Consider the following 16,440-nt stretch of genomic DNA (forward strand, 5'->3'; position numbering starts at 1 on the left):
CGTTAATTCTGACTTATTTTGATTGGGTATCAACAAATACTTCATTGTATCTTTGAACGATATCTGCTGTGTGTTCAATCACATAAGCATAATCTTCTGTAATCGCTTTAATTTCAGTAATTGGTTTCATGTTTTCACTTGTATCAACGTCATCACGGACTGGGCGATTCGTTGTCGTTGTCCCTAAGACGTTTTGAACATCTTTAGAAATAATAAAATCAATGAATTTTTTTGCGTTGTCCATATTGCCAGCATTTTTAATAATCGCTGAATTAGCTGGTAAGAAAACAGTGCCTTCTTCAGGGTAAACAATTTCGACATTGGCACCGTCATTAATTAATTTTACTACTGGGTCTTCATAAGTTAAGCCCACTGCCATTTCACCATCGGCAACGGTTTTATACACATTGCTTGAACTAGAACTGATTTTACCATCAATGTTTGTAAATAAATCTGCCACATATTTCCAAGCACTTTCTGAATCATAGCCCCCTTGAGCTGCTAACATATTTGTTAGTTGAGAATAGGCACTTGATGAGTTAGCTGGATCTGCTGTCGCAATCTTGCCTTTTAACTCTGGGTTAGTTAAATCTTTATAACCTTTAATGGTCATTCCTTTAGTTAGATCTGGATTAATAACTAAGACACTGCCATCTAAAGTATAAGGTGTTGAGTAGCCATTAGTATTGCGGTACTCTTCAATGACTTGATCATTTTCAGCCGCTACATATTCTTCAAAGAGCTCAGCATTTTGAGCGTATAACGTGTAAGTTCCACCAAAAATAACATCTGCCACTGGGGCTGTTGCTTCACTTTCCAATTTTTTAAAGAGCTCGCCACTACCCGCTTGAATTAATTCAACTTTAATACCATATTTTTCTTCAAAGGCTGGAATCGTTGCATTAATTAAGCCTTCTGAGTTAGGTGAATAGATAACCAACTTATCTGACTCAGCTTTATTTCCTTTAGAAGCTTCGCCCGATTCTTTACTACAAGCTGCTAAGGCGCCTAGACTAATCACACATGTTAGCCCTAATAACATTTTTTTCCAATTTTTCATTTTGATTTCCCCCTAATTTGTTATAACTCTATCATAAAGTAACAGAAACCGTTTTCATACGGCGTTATTCTCCTAAATATGGTAAAATCCTCCACCCAACGTCAAAGGAGACATTATTATCAATAGGTGATAGTAATGTCTCCTTTGTCTTAACTTGGCTGCTTTAAATTAAGTGCAGTCAGAGCTTTTGGTGAATATCCCGTGTACTTTTTAAAGACTTTGCCAAAATAATGATAATCTGAAAAACCAACTTGTTCTGGTATCTCATACAATTTGTAACGATCAGTTTTAATCATCTTGATGGCTTGCTGAATCCGGTAAGTAATCAAATACTCATTAAAAGTTACATTAGTTTCTTCTTTAAATTTTTTATATAAAATACTATGACCGTAGCCTAAAGCGCTTGCCACATCAGCAAAGACAAATTTTGTTTGATAATTTTTTTCAATGTAGTCAATCATTTTTTTGACACTTGTATCTGTGGCCTCTGTGATTGAATAACTAGTCAGCTGTTCGTCGATTTGTTCAATGGCACAGACCGATGATAATAAGAGCTTTTGAGCTTCTAAATTTTTTATTGCTTTTTTTAAAGCCTGACCTAGCTGAGCTTCATCAATTGGCTTGACAATAAATTCTGTCACCCCAAACTGAATTGCATTTTTAGCATTACTAAAATCGTCATAACCTGAAATAATAATCGTTGAAAATAATTGATCTTTTGTTACTTCTAACATTTCAAAGGCATTCTTTTTAGGCATGGTTATATCAGTAATGACAATATCTGGTTTGATTTGTCTAATTTTTTCAATTCCTTCTTGACCATTTTCAGCTTCATCTACTACTAAACAGCCGTAACGACTATAATCAAAACCATAACGTAGCCATCTTCTAATTATTTTTTCATCTTCAATGACAAGACATTTATACATTAGTTAAATCCTCCTTTTTAATCTCCATAATAACTGCTGATTCTTCAAATTCACTAAATAAAGTGAATTGAGAATTCGGATACCTTAGTAAAAAACGCCGTTTCGAATTATATAAACCGTGATGGTTGCCTTTATTTTGATAACTTTCTTGATTTACTTTATCGACAATCTCTTTAGCTATCCCGCCACCATTATCTGCCACACTAAGGACGACATTGCCATTATCAAGTTGTTTAATTTCAATTAATAATTGTAAATCTTTTCGTTTGATTAACCCATATTTTAAACTGTTTTCAATAATTGGTAGTAAGAGTAATTTAGGTATTTCAATTTTTGCTAATTTTTCCTCCACTCGGATGACATAATTTAATTCTTCAAAACGAATTTCATAGATTTTTAAATAATGTTTCAAATAGTTAATATCATCTTTTATTTGAGAATATTCAAATTGTTCCGAAATACTGTAACGTAAAACTTGATTCAAACTTAAAATCATTTCATTGGCTAGTTTGGGATCATAGAGGGTGCTGATCCGAATGACTTCTAACGTATTATACAGAAAATGGGGATCAAATTGCGCTTCTAACTTTTTCCTTTCTGACAAGGCATTTTCTTTAACTAATTCAAGGTTGTTTTCAAATAAGCGATCAATTCGATCTAGCATTTCATTAATATTCTGAGCCAAATCCGAGAATTCATCATTTGATTCAATCTTAAAGCGGTAGTTTCGATTTTCGCCAACTTTCTCCATTTCTTCTGAAATAAGCGCCACATTTTTCGAGTTATTTTCGGCAAACTTTTTAGAAATATGTTTAATCGGAATGACTGCTGCTAGACAAATTAACAATGTGCTAAACAATAAAAACAAAGAAATCATAAAGATAGATGTTTCTTTTTTAAAAACTACTAAAGATAAATTATTTGATACTTGGGAATTTACTGCTAAGACTAGTTCTCCTTGACGATACTTGATGGGCGTTTGAACTTCATCAGATAATTTTTCTAAATTACCTTCGACAAAATAACTACTACTCATGGCAAAAATATTATCGTACTTGTCATATAAATAATAATTGACCCCTGTTAAATTAGTCGTTGGGTAAAAGCTGCGACCATCAACTAAGACTGCTAGATACCCCTTTAATTCGCCATTTTTCATAATCTTTTTACTCAAGACTAAATAGTGTATTTTTTCTTGGGAAACATAGACTCGCTCAGTAATTTCTCTGTCTTCAATGGCATGACTATAAACCGCCTTCAAATAATTAGTAAATTTATTCGAGTTATGCCACTCTTTGCCACTATCAAATAAAGGTGAATAGTTTTTATCAATAATCAAAAAACGGCCTTGAATATTATTATTTTGAACTGCCATCATCTCATAATATTTTGTGTATAAGTCTCGCTCATTTGCAGTGCCTTCAATATAAGATAGCACTAATTCTGTTGACATACTTTCAATTTTTGATTCAAAACTTGCCTTCATTTTTTCATAACTTTCAGCAATTTGCTTTCTTTCAGTTTGCATCGAGCTATAAATATTAATAAAATAAAATGACACGCTACTCAATAATACAACTAAAAAACTGCTGAATAAAATGACATAAAAGCGCTTTAAAAATTCTCGTTCCAATTTTGCTTGAAAGGTAACTGCCTGCAAGTCTTTTTTACTTTTTCTCATATTTGTGTGCCCTCTTTTTTTTGACGTCCTGATTTGAAGTATATTCATCATCCTAAAAAAAAGCAATCTCTACTTACTAATTTCGTCTAACATTAGCTCTACTTTCTATATTTATTGCTAAAAAACGCTCTTAACGATAATGATTATCATTTAAGAGTTATTGTTATCAATTAAGTGGATTTTATTCTATAATATAATTATTAACAAATAACAACTAGGAGGAATTTATAATGACTTTTGATTTTTCAGATCGCGGTAAACAACCAGTCGTAGAAAACATTGAAGAAATGACTTTAACAAACGAAAACTATCGGACAACTATTTGGACAGGTTCAAAACTTCAAGTAACGTTAATGACGATTCAACCTGGTGATGATATTGGTTTAGAAGTTCATGAAGGCATCGATCAGTTTTTAAGAATTGAAGCTGGCCAAGGTTTATGTAAAATGGGACCAACAGAAGATAACTTGAATTTTGAACAAGTCGTATCCGATGATGATGGTATTTTTGTTCCAGCAGATATGTGGCATAATGTGATTAATACAGGTGACCAACCATTAAAACTTTACACCATTTATGCAGGTCCTGATCATCTTGCTGGTACCGTTCATCCAACTCATGAAGATGCCCGTAATGATCCTAATGAGCATTAATTTTTACAACTAGTAGTTTGATTTATTTCTTAAAAGGAAGGCTGAGACGTTAGTCAAAGCCTCCCCTTTTTATTTTGAAGGAGGATATTATGTCAGTTTTAACTATTCAAGACGTTAGTTTTTCAATCGACCAGCAAACAATTTTACAACCTTTATCTTTAGAAATCGCAACTGGTGAAGTTATTACTTTAGTTGGCCCATCTGGTAGCGGTAAAAGTACTTTATTAAAAATAATCGCTAGTTTATTAACCCCTTCAACTGGCAGTATTTTATTTAATAATCAAGACATCAGCATGCTTGACCCTGTCAACTATCGTAAAGAAGTTTCTTATTGCTTTCAACAACCCTCACTTTTTGGAGAAACCGTTAGTGATAATTTAAACTTTCCCTTTGAGATTCGTAAAAAAGCCCTTGATGAAACCTTGATTCAGTCTTATTTAAAGCAAGTTGACTTACCGGCAAGCTTCTTGTCTAAAAAAATTACCGAACTTTCTGGCGGTGAGAAACAGCGAATTGCTTTAATTCGCAATTTATTGTTTCCCCCTCAAGTCTTACTACTAGATGAAGTGACTACTGGCTTAGATACTGACAGTAAAGAAATCGTCCAACAGTTACTTAAAAATTCAGCCGAGGCAGGTACTACTTTGATCCAAGTGACTCATGATGAAAGTGAAATTGCTCAAGCTCACCGTTTAATTACCATTGATAAAGGAGGGCTTTTACATGACTAATTTAGCTGTTAACGACTTATCCCTTTTCTTCGCCTTTGGCTTAGTTGTCTTGGCGATGTTCGTTAGCCAAAAGGAGAAACTTGGCTTATCAAAAGATATTATTTTTAGTGTCGGTCGAGCAATCATTCAATTAATTATTGTTGGTTATGTTTTAAAATATGTCTTCCAAATTAATAATTGGCTCTTAACTGTTTTAATGAGTCTTTTTATTATCGGCAATGCCGCTTGGAATGCTCATAAGCGTAACCCTAATCCTCATAAACAATTTAGCCATTCTTTATTAGCAATTGCCTTGAGTACTTATACTACTTTGGGGGTGCTAGTCTTAACGGGTGCCATTAAGTTTGTCCCTTCTCAAATCATTCCTATTTCTGGGATGATTGCTAGTAACTCAATGGTGGCAATCGGCCTTTGTTATCGTAGTCTCGATACACAATTTCATGATCAACGGCAACAAGTCTTAGAAAAGCTCGCCTTAGGGGCGGATTTAAAAACAGCCTCACTGCCAATTTTAAGAAGAAGTATTAAAACTGCCATGCAACCGACGATTGATTCAGCTAAAACCGTTGGGCTTGTCAGTTTACCTGGTATGATGTCTGGTTTAATTTTTGCAGGTGTTGACCCTGTTCACGCGATTAAATATCAAATCATGGTCACTTTTATGTTGCTATCTGCAACGAGTCTCGGCTCGATGATTGCCGGCTATCGTTCATATCGTAATTATTATAACCAACGTCAACAACTACGACCATAAAAATAGACCTAGACTTATCTCTGAAAGATACGTTTAGGTCTTATTTTTATTCTTTTAGAAAAACTTGTAATTCTTCAGCCATTTTAGGCGCTTGAGTATGATGTAAATAGTGATCACCTGGTAATTCAATGACTTTTCCATGATTGAGCCCTGCTACCGTATCTTCATGGAGTTTAACCCAATCGGGACGAGTTTCCTCGCTGATTGCGACAAATAAAAGGACTGGTGTTGTTTTCGGAAAGCGTTGGCTATTAGCTAATTCAAAGCTATTTCCTAGTTCACTTAGTTCACGACTAACGGTTTCATTACCAGAATTTTTCATCGTTAACATCCGCATTTGTTCAGCTGTTTCTTGATCAAGATACGAACTGTCAGGCGGTGACACTTTAGTTACTAGTCGTAATAAACCTGAGTTACTAGCAAATTTTATTAAACTATCATCAACGCCCGGCCACGCTTGATGAGAGGTGCTTGAATCAATGCCGACAAAGGCCTTTACTTCATCTGGATAAGTGTTGGCATAGTTCAAACTATAAATACCTGAAATCGAATGCCCCATCAAAATATATGTTTCTAAATTGAGTTGCTCAACGACACTCTGAATCTCAGCTACCATATTATCTGACGTTCTAGCACGTTCAGTTTGGCCACTTAAACCATATCCAAAAGGCTCGATTGTTACAACTTGATAATCTTTTTTTAGTTCTTCAATCATCGGCGTAAAATCTAAAGCTGGGGCTGCTGTCCCAAAACCAGTCAATAAGACAATTGTCTGCTTGCCTTGGCCATCGATTTTGACATTCATTTGACTATCAAAAACTGGCATTTTTTGACCGTAAGCTTTTATACGTTTCCCTTCACTAGCTAAACTTAATTTATGAGCGGTAAAACTACCAGCTAAAACTAAAGCAACTAGTGCTATAAGCGATACCACTGTTATTTTTACAATGTGTAAGGCTTTTTTCCAGCCCTTTTTTTTATTTTTTTCCATGTCGTTCGTCACTTTGTTTGATAATTGTCGCCACTTCTTGTAAAACTTCATCACTTAAAACATCAACCCCACTGTTTGCCAAAACTAATTTCGCAGCTGCGACTTTGTCTGCAAATGTTTCCGCACTGTTTGGATAAATATCAATTGTAAACCAAGTACTTAGTAAGAAGATAATAATTTCCGCCATCTGTTTAGGATAACTAACATTAACAGAACCATCTTGGTTGCCTTCCACGATATAAGTTTCTATTTCCGGGGCGATTTTATCAGTAATATGCTTCATGTGTTTTAAAAATAGCTTAGGATTATCTAACAAGGTCATTCGACTGGCCGCTTCCGCTGCTGTTTTTTGATGAAATAAAGGTTCTAGAAACAGTTGCTGAATTTTTTCTAAACCATTTAGACCTTTTTCCTGACTTAGCTCAGTCACATACTGGGTATTCGGCAGCATCCGATCAATTACTTCATCAACAATTGCCTCTTTAGAACTAAAATGATGATAAATTGCTCCTCGAGACAGGCCATCTAGTCCATTCACTATGTCTTGAATCGTCGTTTTTTCATAGCCTTTCTCAACGAATAGAGCTGTTGAGACAGCAATAATCTGATTAATCGTCTCTGTCGTATTATGGTTTTTTTTCATTAGTTAATCGACTCCTCCTAAAAAACATTCATTCGGTATGTTTTATATTACATTGCTTAGAAAGAATTGTCAACGAGTATGTCTGATAATCTTTATCTTTGCTTTTTTTCTATCATCCAGTATAATAAATTATATAAACTTACAGGTTTCCTATAAAAACCTTACAAAAACTTACGAAGAGGTGCTAAATGAATCAAAAAGAACGCTTAACGGCAATTTTAGACTTATTAGAACAAAAAAATTCCCTCTCACAAAGCGAATTAGTCAATCATTTTAAAATATCAAAAGATACGGCTCGTCGTGATATTTTAAAATTAGTAGACATGAAGCTAGTCGATCGTTACCCTGGTGGCATTTCCCAACCTATTCTCCAAAACAAAATAGAGCAATACGCCCAGCGACTCATTGATTTCCCCGTAGAAAAAAGCGACATTGCTCAAGTTGCTAATCAACTAATTACGGATAATCAGCTCTTGTTTATGGATGTTTCTACGACTGTTAATTTCCTAACTAAAGAACTTAGTAGTCACAACTTGTCAGTAGTAACCAATTCAATTGATAATGCTTTTTCAATTCCTCAAGACGTTCTTAAAGACCCAGCGATTTTACTAGGTGGTTACTTTAACCCTTCTTCTCGGACAGTCACAGGGGAAGCCGTGATTCAGCAATTACAAGCCTTTCAATTTGATTTGGCTTTTATCGGTTGTTCAGGTCTCTCTGAAGATGGCATATTTTATGATGAACTAAGTGATATTTATCTTAAAGAAACAATCATTAAACAATCAAAAAAAGTTTGTTTACTTTTAACCGATCACAAATTAAAACAAACAAGCTCATACCAACTGCCTTTAACTGGGATTGATGTGATTATTACTAATAAACATTTACCAGAAGCATTGCTGGCAGCAACTAGAAAACATCAGATAAAAATAATAACTACGAAGGAGAACTTATGACCCAAACATTGATTACTAACTTACGCCAAGCAACTCAAACAGATTTTGAAACAATTGCCCTTTTACTTGAAGACGGTAAAATCGCTGATATCTATCCCGATGACCATTTACCTGTTGGAAAAGCTGACTCAAAGATGAAGGTCGTCGATGGTCGAAATCAGTTAATTATCCCCGGCATGCTTGACGTCCATATTCATGGGGCTAATAATTTTGATATGATGGATGGCACAATTGAGAGCATTCAAGCGGTCTCTAAAAAATGTGCAGAAACTGGTTGTACAAGTTTTCTAGTAACTTCTGTTAGTTCTAGCTTAGCAGATTTATTCGGGATGATTAAAGCAACCAAAAAAGTAATTGGTCATGAAGAAGGGGCTAAAATTGTTGGAATTCATTTAGAAGGGCCTTACTTAAATGTTGAAAAGAAAGGGATGCAAAACCCGCAGTTTTTACGTCACCCTAATCTCAGTGAGATGAAAGCCATTTTCGCTGAAGCAGAGGGCCTCATTAAAATGGTCACAATTGCACCTGAATTACCTGGCGGTCTAGAACTAATTGATTATTTAGTTGAACAAGAGGTGGTTGTGGCAATTGCCCACTCTAACGCTAGTTATGAAGAAGCCACGGAAGCTTTTGAACATGGGGCCTCCCATATTACCCACTGCTTCAATGCCATGCCTAGTATTCACCACCGTTCCCCTGGTTTAGTCACGGCGGCTTTAGAAAATGATCAAGTCAGTCTCCAAGCAATTGTTGATGGGGTTCACTTACATCCGGGAATCATTCGACTGATGCATAAAATTAAAGGCCCTGAAAACTTGCTTTTGACGACTGATGCGTTACAAGCCATGGGGATTGGTGATGGGGTTTATCAATTTGGTGGTCATGAGGTAACAGTCTCTCAAGGCATCGCTCGACTGAAGGATGGCACCTTAGCTTCCAGCACAGTCACGATGAACCAAACTTTAGAGTATTGTACTAAGTACGAAATCCCCTTATTAGATGGGATTAAAATGGCTTCTGAGACTCCTGCCAGAATTTTAAAATTAACTAGTCTCGGAAAAATCGCTGTTGGGTTTGATGCTGATCTTGTTTTACTAGATGAGCATTTTAACGTCACCCAAACTTGGCTTAAAGGAGTTCCTTTTTATGAAAATTTCTCACCTAACCCAAACCCATTGGGCTAGTTATAAATATTTGGTAATGGCCCATTCCCAAGTTGAATACAATTATATTCGCAAATTATTTAAAGGCAATGAATGGTCACCACTTAAAGAAACTTCTTATCAGGCGGCTTTGACTCGAGCACTAAATACGCCACCAACAATCGGCTCATTGACTAATGCTTATCAGCACATCTGGGGCTATTTTAAACATGTGGCAACTTCTTCTGAAAAAGCGCTCTTTCAAGATTACTTAGGACATTTAACGTTAACAGAAGACTTAGTTCGACCTTTTTTAAGCCAGCTGACAATAACTTACCAAGTTCCTTATTTACTAAAAACAAAACTCTTATTTGATTAAACTAAAAGACTTCCCGCCTCGATTTTCATGGTGGAAGTCTTTTATTACTTAATTTATTTAACTGGCATCTCAATTTCATGCCAGTTAACACTTTTGACTTCTTTCAAATATCGCTGATGGTATTTATCACGAAAATAACTTAATAGAGCCATTCCTGAAGAAGTTACATATATTTTCTGTTCTTGGTTTTTTTCTAAAATATAGGACAGTTGCCCTTTTGGAAAAAGTTCACGAAATTGTTCTGAGATTTTTTGGCCTAAAGGACTGTATAAATCATGCCAACGATGTTTAATCCGACAATAATAAATCATCTCTGGAATTTTTTCTAACATAAACTCACCATTACTTTCCACATACATTTTGACTCCCCGCCGATAAGCAAAGCTTAGAACACTTAAAGCAAAATAATCGTGATAAGAAAAACGTTCAAAAGTGACTTGTGAAAAAAATGTCGACAATCCCTTTTTCAACGTCAGTTGGTCATTAAATTTTTCAATGTAAAAGGTTGGCGGTTGGTAAAAGTTTAAGCGTGATGGATGATTGCTGATTCTTAAATGATAATAGGTTTGTCGTTCCACATTAATAATTAACAAATATAAACTTGTTTTATTTTTGGCAAACTGACAGTCAATGATTTGGCTTTTAAAAGGTAAAACTTGTGTGACCAAGCGCCGTAACAGCATCAAATATTCTTTAGGATGTTCTGAGTAATCCCTCCCATTAATAATCGCCATAACTCTATCCTTTCTATTATTTAAAACGAGTGGAAAGATCAACTGCTCCGTTGAAACGAGTCAATTACATATTGTCTTAGTAGATGGCTTTAGATCTTAACTTAGGTTATGACAGACTGCTCCTTTAAGAATGCTCTTAGTATAACTTTATTTAAAATATTTTGACAAGTCACATGCTTAAAATAAAAAAACTACCAAAGGCAGAGGCTTTGGTAGTTACTAATTAATTATTTAGCTGCACGTTTTAAATAGTGACCATCTTGTGTGTTAACTTCTAAACGTTCGCCAACTTCAATAAAGTCTGGCACGTTAACTACTAAGCCGGTTTCCATGACTGCTGGTTTACCTGAGCCAGTAACCGTTGCCCCTTTAATTGAAGGCTGTGTCTCAACGACAGTTAAAATAACAGTTTTTGGTAATGTCACACCAATAACTTCTGTATCATAAAATTGAATGTTAACATTCATATTATCTAACATGTATTTTTTTTCTTCTTCAATAACGTTAGTCGGAATTTCGTATTGTTCATACGTTTCTAAATCCATAAAATGCTCAACGTCATCTTGGCTATATAAGTATTGAACTTCTTTACTTTCGATAAAGGCTTTTTTTACTTTTTCGTCTGGGCGCATTGTTGTTTCAGTCGTACCACCTGAGCGAACGTCTTTTAACTTCATACGCATAACCGTATTTCCTTTACCTGGTTTATGGTGGCTTGCTTCCATTACGCGGATTAATTTTCCATCTTGTTCGAATGTCATACCTGCTTTAAGATCAATTATTGCAATCATATTTATTTCTCCTTTTCTTTATCCTATTTCTCACTTATTGTAGCAAAAAAAAGGCGACGTTACTAGACTAATCTCAGAGAGATAGCACTATTAAACAACGTTATTGCCTTTTTTACTGCTGATTAACACAGTCATTTATTTTAATTAAATAACTCGTACTCTGTTTGATTTAAGACACGATCAATTTCACCGATGTATTCAGTGACACCTTCTGTGTGAGTAAAGCCGTTTTTAAATTTATATAATCCGTCAGAATCATCTAAGGCAAACACGCCGGCGAAGTCATATCGATGACAGCCTTCTGCCATTGCCCAGTTAATCATTTCCCATTGAAGTAAATAATTCGGCATTAAGTTCCGCTTCACATCGGAAGAACCACCGTAAGCATACCAAGCTTTGTCACCATAAACGATTGCAATGGCTGCCCCTAAAACATCTTCTTCATGACTCGCTAAGTAGACGCGGAAGCCAGCTCCAAAAGCGGCCCGCATGTTTCTAAAATACTCGATTGGGCGGTAAGAAATCCCTTGACGGGCACTCATTTCTTCATGTAATTTAAAAAATGTTTCAATCGCTTCGTCACTGTCATCCCACTTAACTTCCACATCTCTACGGCCAGCTAAACGAATGTTATAACGGGTTTTTTTATGAAATTCAGCCATTAAATCTTCTGGGGTTTTATCGACTAAGTCTAAAACCATATTAAATCTCGGTTGGATCGTTCCGTGACTATCTAAACCACCACCGCGAACGATAAAGCCAGCTGACTCTAAGGCTTTTTTGTACTCTTCTGTATAAACTGTTTCCGGGTCCATTCTAATTAAAAAGACTTGTTTATCACTTAACACATTTTCCACTTCATCGTAGAGTTTCTGCATTAGTACTAAGTCAGTCCGATCCATCATCGGTCCTTTAAGACCATAGGCGAAGGTCCAGCCTCGTTCATTTGTAATTGTTTGAATCGTAACGGCGGCTATTATCTTGCCATTCTCATCATCTAAATAAACATTGTAGCCCTCCCAATTTGATTTAACTAAAGTCCAGTCTGGGTCTTGGGTACATGTTGTTCCTTGATAATTTTTAATAAATTTACGATATTCTGCAAATTTTTCGGTTTCTGTTGACGACACAAGAGGCATTATATCTCTCCTTTTTCCTTAAAGTACTCTTTATATCTGTCGACGTAAGATTGGTAGTACTTATTAATTTTACGATTTCTCATAAATGATTTATCTTTGTTGTAAGTCAATGTATTAACTACGGCATCTTTACTAATGCATTCTTTGACAACTGCCTGTAATACCGGGTCAGTAACATATGTTTCAGCGACTTCTTTTGGCACACCTAACCACAACATTTGCTCTTCTTTATTTTCAAAAAGTTCAGTTGACGGACGGTTATAAACTAAATCTTCAATCGCTGCTTGGAGTAAATTACTACCGAAGGCGGTTGAAAAGAAGCTACTACGACCTAGACGCATATTAATTTCAAAGACTTTAAACGTCTGATCACGACTATCGTACTTCATATCAAAATTAGCAAAGCCCGTGTATTGACTGTTTTCTAAAAAGGCTTTAAATTTCAAACACGCTTCCTTGTCTTGGTTATTAATAATCGCCACATAGTTGCCTATTAAGAAAGGCGTCACGTCTTCTAATAAAGGTTGGCCCATTGATAATTTTAGGACTTCACCTTGTTGATTGGAATAGCTGTTTAATACCCGCATATTCGTATCATCACCAGGAATAAAATCTTGAATGATCATCGGCTCTTGGTAGCCTGTTTCATAAATACTTTTAAGAATTGGCAAAACCTCAGCTGCTTGATTAACGATGAAGGCTTTTTTCTTACCTGGGAAATCTAAATCTGTATAAGTAATACTATTACTTGGCTTAATCACTAAGGGGACTGTTAATTTTTTACTTTGCTCTTCATAATTGTGACTCTCAGCTATGATTGTTTTTGCATAAGGTAACTTATGGCTGTCACATAATTTATAAAATTCTTCTTTTAATTTCATTTGATTAAATAAATTCATATTAGGTAAGGGAATTAAAAAATGCTCTTTTAGTTGGTCCTCATGATTGACGATTAATTCCGAGTAGACGTCACTAGCTGGAAACAAAATTAACTGCTGGTAGTTTTCTTTTAATTTTATTGCTTTATTAATTAGTTCGCTAATAAAGGCTTCGTCTGTTTGACTGTCAATCACGTCAACATCACATATTTTTGAATCTGCCGTCATCATTAGACGGCCTTTACCGACACATAGACTTTTTTCATCATAAGCAATATGAACTGAACGCGCCATGCCATAAGCATTAACATCGGTACCTAAGATGACTGCTAAAAAATCTTTTTTCATTAATGTTCACTCCTCTAAAAATACTCACACTATCCTATTGTCAAGTATAACATAGCTGATTTTTATTTCAAACCAATACTTACGGCATTGATGTCTTCCTTTCCCTTATAAACAAAGGTTATCCGTTTGATTTAATCTAAGGCAAAGTGTATAATTAAAAAATGCTTTCTATTAAAAGAAGCCTCTGATTTTTAAACGTTTTTTCTAAATAAAAAAGAAATTTCAAAAAAATTTGTGGTACTATAATGACAATAAAGGAGGATGATTTCATGTGTGGAATTGTTGGATTTGTAAGTACAATTGATAATAAACAAGAAATTATTCAAAATATGATGGATCGGATTGTTCATCGTGGACCAGATAGCTCTGGTTTATATACGGATGATAATATTGCTTTAGGCTTTCGTCGCTTAAGCATTATTGATTTAGAAGGTGGCACCCAACCGATTTTCAATGAGGACAATACGAAAGTTATTCTTTTTAACGGTGAAGTGTATAACTACCAACCTTTACAAAAGGACTTAAAAGAAAAAGGTCATGTTTTCACAACTGATGCGGATACAGAAGTTATCTTACATGGTTATGAAGAGTATGGCGCTGAGATTGTTAATAAATTACGAGGGATGTTTACTTTTGTGATTTGGGACATCGCTGAACAAAAAATGTTTGGTGCCCGTGATCACTTTGGAATCAAACCTTTTTACTATGCGCAAATGAATGGTACCTTAATGTTCGGTTCTGAAATCAAATCATTTTTAGAACAACCGGCTTTTGATAAAGTCTTAAATGAAGACGCCCTACGTTCTTACATGACTTTCCAATACCCAGCCACAGAAGAAACGTTCTTCAAAGGTGTCTTCCGCGTACCTGAAGGCCATTATTTCACTTACGAAAATCAAGAATTAACGTTTACTAAATATTGGGACACTGAATTTGCTCCAGAAAACATGTCTTTAGAGACTGCCATTGATATGATCGATGATGCAGTTAAAGAAAGTGTTGAAGCTCACGCAATTAGTGATGTTAAAGTTGGCTCATTCTTATCTAGTGGGGTCGATTCTAGTTACGTAGCTGCTGTCTTAAAACCAGATATTACTTTTTCAATCGGTTTTGGTAGCAAAACCTTCAATGAGTCTCATGAAGCAAAACAACTAGCTGATAAATTAGGTCTTAACAATAAATCCAAGTTAGTCACTGGTGACGAAGCTTTTGAAGCTTTTCCTAAAATCCAATATCACTTAGATGAACCTGATTCAAACCCTTCATGTGTGCCTTTGTACTTCTTAACAGAAATGGCTCGAGAAGATGTGACTGTGGCTTTATCAGGTGAAGGTGCTGACGAATTATTCGCTGGTTACCAATACTATGGCTTCCAATCTCGTTCAAAAGCAATCCGCGTTGCTGGTGATGTCCTTAAAAAATTACCAAAAGGCATGAAACATACTTTAGGTCGTGGCATTTCGAAAATCAATTCTTTCCCTGGCAAGACTCACTTAGTCAACGTCTTAGCAACACCAGAAGAGTTCTTTATCGGTCAAGCCCGGGTCTTTGAAGAAGCTGATGCTTTAGCAATTTTACAACCTAAGTTCCATACTGGTCCTTCTGTTGCGGAAATTCTTAAAGAAAAATTTGCCGCTGCTGGTAATATTTCAGATTTGAAAAAAATGCAATACGTTGACTTACACCAATGGATGACGAAAGACATTTTATTGAAAGCTGATAAATTAAGTATGGCCCACTCACTTGAGTTACGAGTGCCTTTACTAGACCGTAAGCTTATGGAAGTCGCTGCTAAGATTCCTGATAAATACTTAATGAATAGCAAAAATACTAAGTATGCTTTCCGAAAAGCTGCCAACAAACATCTCCCAGATGAATGGGCAGATCGTGAAAAACTTGGTTTCCCTGTCCCAATCAAAGATTGGTTGCGAGATGAAAAATATTACTCACAAGTCAAAGAGCTCTTTTCGCAAGACTTTGCCAATGAGTTTTTCGATCAAACAAAAATTCTTAAAATGCTTGAAGATAACTTTGCTGAGAAAACCGATGACCGCCGTAAATTGTGGAATATCTATACCTTCTTAGTTTGGTATCAAGTTTACTTTATCAATGATGGAGTTGTTCCTGGGTAAATAGATTTTGGAGATGTGACTTTTGTCACATCTCTTTTTTAAAAGCTAATCTTCCGTCTGGTGTGATTTAAACAGCACACAAAGATAAAGATACTATATAAATATGTATGCACCTCATCGCTAGTTTGTGCAGTAACATCATCACAATAATTATTACAATACTTTACTCTTTAAATACAAACCTATATATTCTAACTAATTTAGTTATATTAACCCAATTTTCGTACAAATTTCGATAGCAAAATGTACCACGTCTATGATGTGGTTGATAAAGAGATTCTAATAGACATTTCACCTAGAAAATATATAAAATAAAAAGGGCTGTATAATTTTTGGTGTGGATGAAGAGATTCATTCACACCTATTTTTACGCAAAAAAATAGAAACATATGAACTTTCCAGTTAGAATAAAGTTGCTAAGACCAATTCAGGGAGGAAGATTCATATGTTTCATAACGATTATATCCGATTATCACTTAATTTAAAAGACCCCAATGTC

At 35.3% G+C, this 16,440-nt stretch carries 16 protein-coding genes; 7 read left to right on the forward strand and 9 right to left on the reverse strand.

Going from position 1 to position 16,440, the window contains the following annotated elements; genetic code table 11:
• Positions 1-13: 13 nt before the first annotated feature.
• The 3 genes from CBF35_RS08450 to CBF35_RS08460 form a co-directional block, all read right to left on the reverse strand.
• Entirely contained in the window at positions 14-1,060 is a 1,047-nt protein-coding gene (locus CBF35_RS08450) for an ABC transporter substrate-binding protein (RefSeq protein ID WP_126780081.1), read from the reverse strand.
• A gap of 149 nt (positions 1,061-1,209) precedes the next feature.
• On the reverse strand, positions 1,210-1,989 hold the full coding sequence (locus CBF35_RS08455; RefSeq protein WP_126780083.1) for a response regulator transcription factor: 780 nt from the start codon (positions 1,987-1,989) through the stop codon (positions 1,210-1,212).
• On the reverse strand, positions 1,982-3,670 hold the full coding sequence (locus CBF35_RS08460) for a sensor histidine kinase (RefSeq protein ID WP_170174758.1): 1,689 nt from the start codon (positions 3,668-3,670) through the stop codon (positions 1,982-1,984). The genes CBF35_RS08455 and CBF35_RS08460 overlap by 8 nt, the downstream gene beginning before the upstream one ends.
• A gap of 230 nt (positions 3,671-3,900) precedes the next feature.
• Here CBF35_RS08460 and CBF35_RS08465 point away from each other — a divergent pair, with 230 nt between their 5' ends.
• The 3 genes from CBF35_RS08465 to CBF35_RS08475 all read left to right on the forward strand — a co-directional run bounded on the left by CBF35_RS08465 (position 3,901) and on the right by CBF35_RS08475 (position 5,808).
• Positions 3,901-4,323, forward strand: a complete 423-nt coding sequence (locus CBF35_RS08465) for a cupin domain-containing protein (protein WP_126780087.1) — start codon at positions 3,901-3,903, stop codon at positions 4,321-4,323.
• Positions 4,324-4,412: 89 nt separating this feature from the next.
• Entirely contained in the window at positions 4,413-5,054 is a 642-nt protein-coding gene (locus CBF35_RS08470) for an ABC transporter ATP-binding protein (protein WP_126780089.1), read from the forward strand.
• Entirely contained in the window at positions 5,047-5,808 is a 762-nt protein-coding gene (locus CBF35_RS08475; protein ID WP_126780091.1) for an ABC transporter permease, read from the forward strand. The genes CBF35_RS08470 and CBF35_RS08475 overlap by 8 nt, the downstream gene beginning before the upstream one ends.
• 46 nt (positions 5,809-5,854) lie before the next feature.
• Here the strand turns inward: CBF35_RS08475 and CBF35_RS08480 are convergent, their stop codons facing one another.
• Both CBF35_RS08480 and CBF35_RS08485 read right to left on the reverse strand, forming a co-directional pair.
• Positions 5,855-6,799, reverse strand: coding sequence for an alpha/beta fold hydrolase (locus CBF35_RS08480; protein WP_126780093.1), 945 nt, complete (start codon positions 6,797-6,799; stop codon positions 5,855-5,857).
• Positions 6,786-7,442 carry a TetR/AcrR family transcriptional regulator gene (locus tag CBF35_RS08485; RefSeq protein ID WP_126780095.1) on the reverse strand — a complete coding sequence of 219 codons (657 nt, stop codon included), beginning with the start codon at positions 7,440-7,442 and terminating at the stop codon, positions 6,786-6,788. Before CBF35_RS08485 ends, CBF35_RS08480 begins: the two co-directional genes overlap by 14 nt.
• Before the next feature lie 188 nt (positions 7,443-7,630).
• Between CBF35_RS08485 and CBF35_RS08490 the strand changes: the two genes are divergently transcribed.
• The 3 genes from CBF35_RS08490 to CBF35_RS08500 are packed head-to-tail and all read left to right on the forward strand — an operon-like array spanning position 7,631 to position 9,919.
• Positions 7,631-8,398 carry a DeoR/GlpR family DNA-binding transcription regulator gene (locus CBF35_RS08490; RefSeq protein WP_126780097.1) on the forward strand — a complete coding sequence of 256 codons (768 nt, stop codon included), beginning with the start codon at positions 7,631-7,633 and terminating at the stop codon, positions 8,396-8,398.
• The gene (gene nagA, locus CBF35_RS08495; RefSeq protein ID WP_126780099.1) at positions 8,395-9,582 is read left to right on the forward strand and encodes an N-acetylglucosamine-6-phosphate deacetylase; all 1,188 of its coding nucleotides are present in this window, start codon (positions 8,395-8,397) and stop codon (positions 9,580-9,582) included. Before CBF35_RS08490 ends, nagA begins: the two co-directional genes overlap by 4 nt.
• Positions 9,545-9,919, forward strand: a complete 375-nt coding sequence (locus tag CBF35_RS08500) for a YbgA family protein (RefSeq protein ID WP_126780101.1) — start codon at positions 9,545-9,547, stop codon at positions 9,917-9,919. The genes nagA and CBF35_RS08500 overlap by 38 nt, the downstream gene beginning before the upstream one ends.
• 53 nt (positions 9,920-9,972) lie before the next feature.
• Here CBF35_RS08500 and CBF35_RS08505 read toward each other — a convergent pair whose 3' ends face one another.
• The 4 genes from CBF35_RS08505 to CBF35_RS08520 all read right to left on the reverse strand — a co-directional run bounded on the left by CBF35_RS08505 (position 9,973) and on the right by CBF35_RS08520 (position 13,809).
• The gene (locus CBF35_RS08505; protein ID WP_126780103.1) at positions 9,973-10,653 is read right to left on the reverse strand and encodes a hypothetical protein; all 681 of its coding nucleotides are present in this window, start codon (positions 10,651-10,653) and stop codon (positions 9,973-9,975) included.
• Positions 10,654-10,880: 227 nt separating this feature from the next.
• Positions 10,881-11,444, reverse strand: coding sequence for an elongation factor P (gene efp / locus CBF35_RS08510; RefSeq protein WP_126780105.1), 564 nt, complete (start codon positions 11,442-11,444; stop codon positions 10,881-10,883).
• A gap of 140 nt (positions 11,445-11,584) precedes the next feature.
• Positions 11,585-12,583, reverse strand: coding sequence for a lipid II:glycine glycyltransferase FemX (locus CBF35_RS08515; protein ID WP_126780107.1), 999 nt, complete (start codon positions 12,581-12,583; stop codon positions 11,585-11,587).
• Entirely contained in the window at positions 12,583-13,809 is a 1,227-nt protein-coding gene (locus tag CBF35_RS08520) for a carboxylate--amine ligase (protein ID WP_126780109.1), read from the reverse strand. The genes CBF35_RS08515 and CBF35_RS08520 overlap by 1 nt, the downstream gene beginning before the upstream one ends.
• A gap of 269 nt (positions 13,810-14,078) precedes the next feature.
• Between CBF35_RS08520 and asnB the strand changes: the two genes are divergently transcribed.
• Positions 14,079-15,941, forward strand: coding sequence for an asparagine synthase (glutamine-hydrolyzing) (asnB, locus tag CBF35_RS08525; RefSeq protein ID WP_126780111.1), 1,863 nt, complete (start codon positions 14,079-14,081; stop codon positions 15,939-15,941).
• Positions 15,942-16,440 lie beyond the last annotated feature (499 nt).

The sequence above is a fragment of the Vagococcus salmoninarum genome (assembly GCF_003987495.1).
GTDB classification, from domain to species: Bacteria; Bacillota; Bacilli; order Lactobacillales; family Vagococcaceae; genus Vagococcus_D; species Vagococcus_D salmoninarum.

Excerpts from the sequence above, each read along its gene's own strand:
- CBF35_RS08520 (WP_126780109.1), bottom strand. The coding sequence starts at position 13,809 with ATGAAAAAAGATTTTTTAGCAGTCATCTTAGGTACCGATGTTAATGCT.
- CBF35_RS08465 (WP_126780087.1), top strand. The coding sequence starts at position 3,901 with ATGACTTTTGATTTTTCAGATCGCGGTAAACAACCAGTCGTAGAAAAC.
- CBF35_RS08475 (WP_126780091.1), top strand. The coding sequence starts at position 5,047 with ATGACTAATTTAGCTGTTAACGACTTATCCCTTTTCTTCGCCTTTGGC.
- CBF35_RS08480 (WP_126780093.1), bottom strand. The coding sequence starts at position 6,799 with ATGGAAAAAAATAAAAAAAAGGGCTGGAAAAAAGCCTTACACATTGTA.
- CBF35_RS08485 (WP_126780095.1), bottom strand. The coding sequence starts at position 7,442 with ATGAAAAAAAACCATAATACGACAGAGACGATTAATCAGATTATTGCT.
- CBF35_RS08490 (WP_126780097.1), top strand. The coding sequence starts at position 7,631 with ATGAATCAAAAAGAACGCTTAACGGCAATTTTAGACTTATTAGAACAA.
- CBF35_RS08515 (WP_126780107.1), bottom strand. The coding sequence starts at position 12,583 with ATGCCTCTTGTGTCGTCAACAGAAACCGAAAAATTTGCAGAATATCGT.
- CBF35_RS08470 (WP_126780089.1), top strand. The coding sequence starts at position 4,413 with ATGTCAGTTTTAACTATTCAAGACGTTAGTTTTTCAATCGACCAGCAA.
- CBF35_RS08505 (WP_126780103.1), bottom strand. The coding sequence starts at position 10,653 with ATGGCGATTATTAATGGGAGGGATTACTCAGAACATCCTAAAGAATAT.
- efp (WP_126780105.1), bottom strand. The coding sequence starts at position 11,444 with ATGATTGCAATAATTGATCTTAAAGCAGGTATGACATTCGAACAAGAT.
- CBF35_RS08460 (WP_170174758.1), bottom strand. The coding sequence starts at position 3,670 with ATGAGAAAAAGTAAAAAAGACTTGCAGGCAGTTACCTTTCAAGCAAAA.
- CBF35_RS08455 (WP_126780083.1), bottom strand. The coding sequence starts at position 1,989 with ATGTATAAATGTCTTGTCATTGAAGATGAAAAAATAATTAGAAGATGG.
- asnB (WP_126780111.1), top strand. The coding sequence starts at position 14,079 with ATGTGTGGAATTGTTGGATTTGTAAGTACAATTGATAATAAACAAGAA.
- CBF35_RS08450 (WP_126780081.1), bottom strand. The coding sequence starts at position 1,060 with ATGAAAAATTGGAAAAAAATGTTATTAGGGCTAACATGTGTGATTAGT.
- CBF35_RS08500 (WP_126780101.1), top strand. The coding sequence starts at position 9,545 with ATGAAAATTTCTCACCTAACCCAAACCCATTGGGCTAGTTATAAATAT.
- nagA (WP_126780099.1), top strand. The coding sequence starts at position 8,395 with ATGACCCAAACATTGATTACTAACTTACGCCAAGCAACTCAAACAGAT.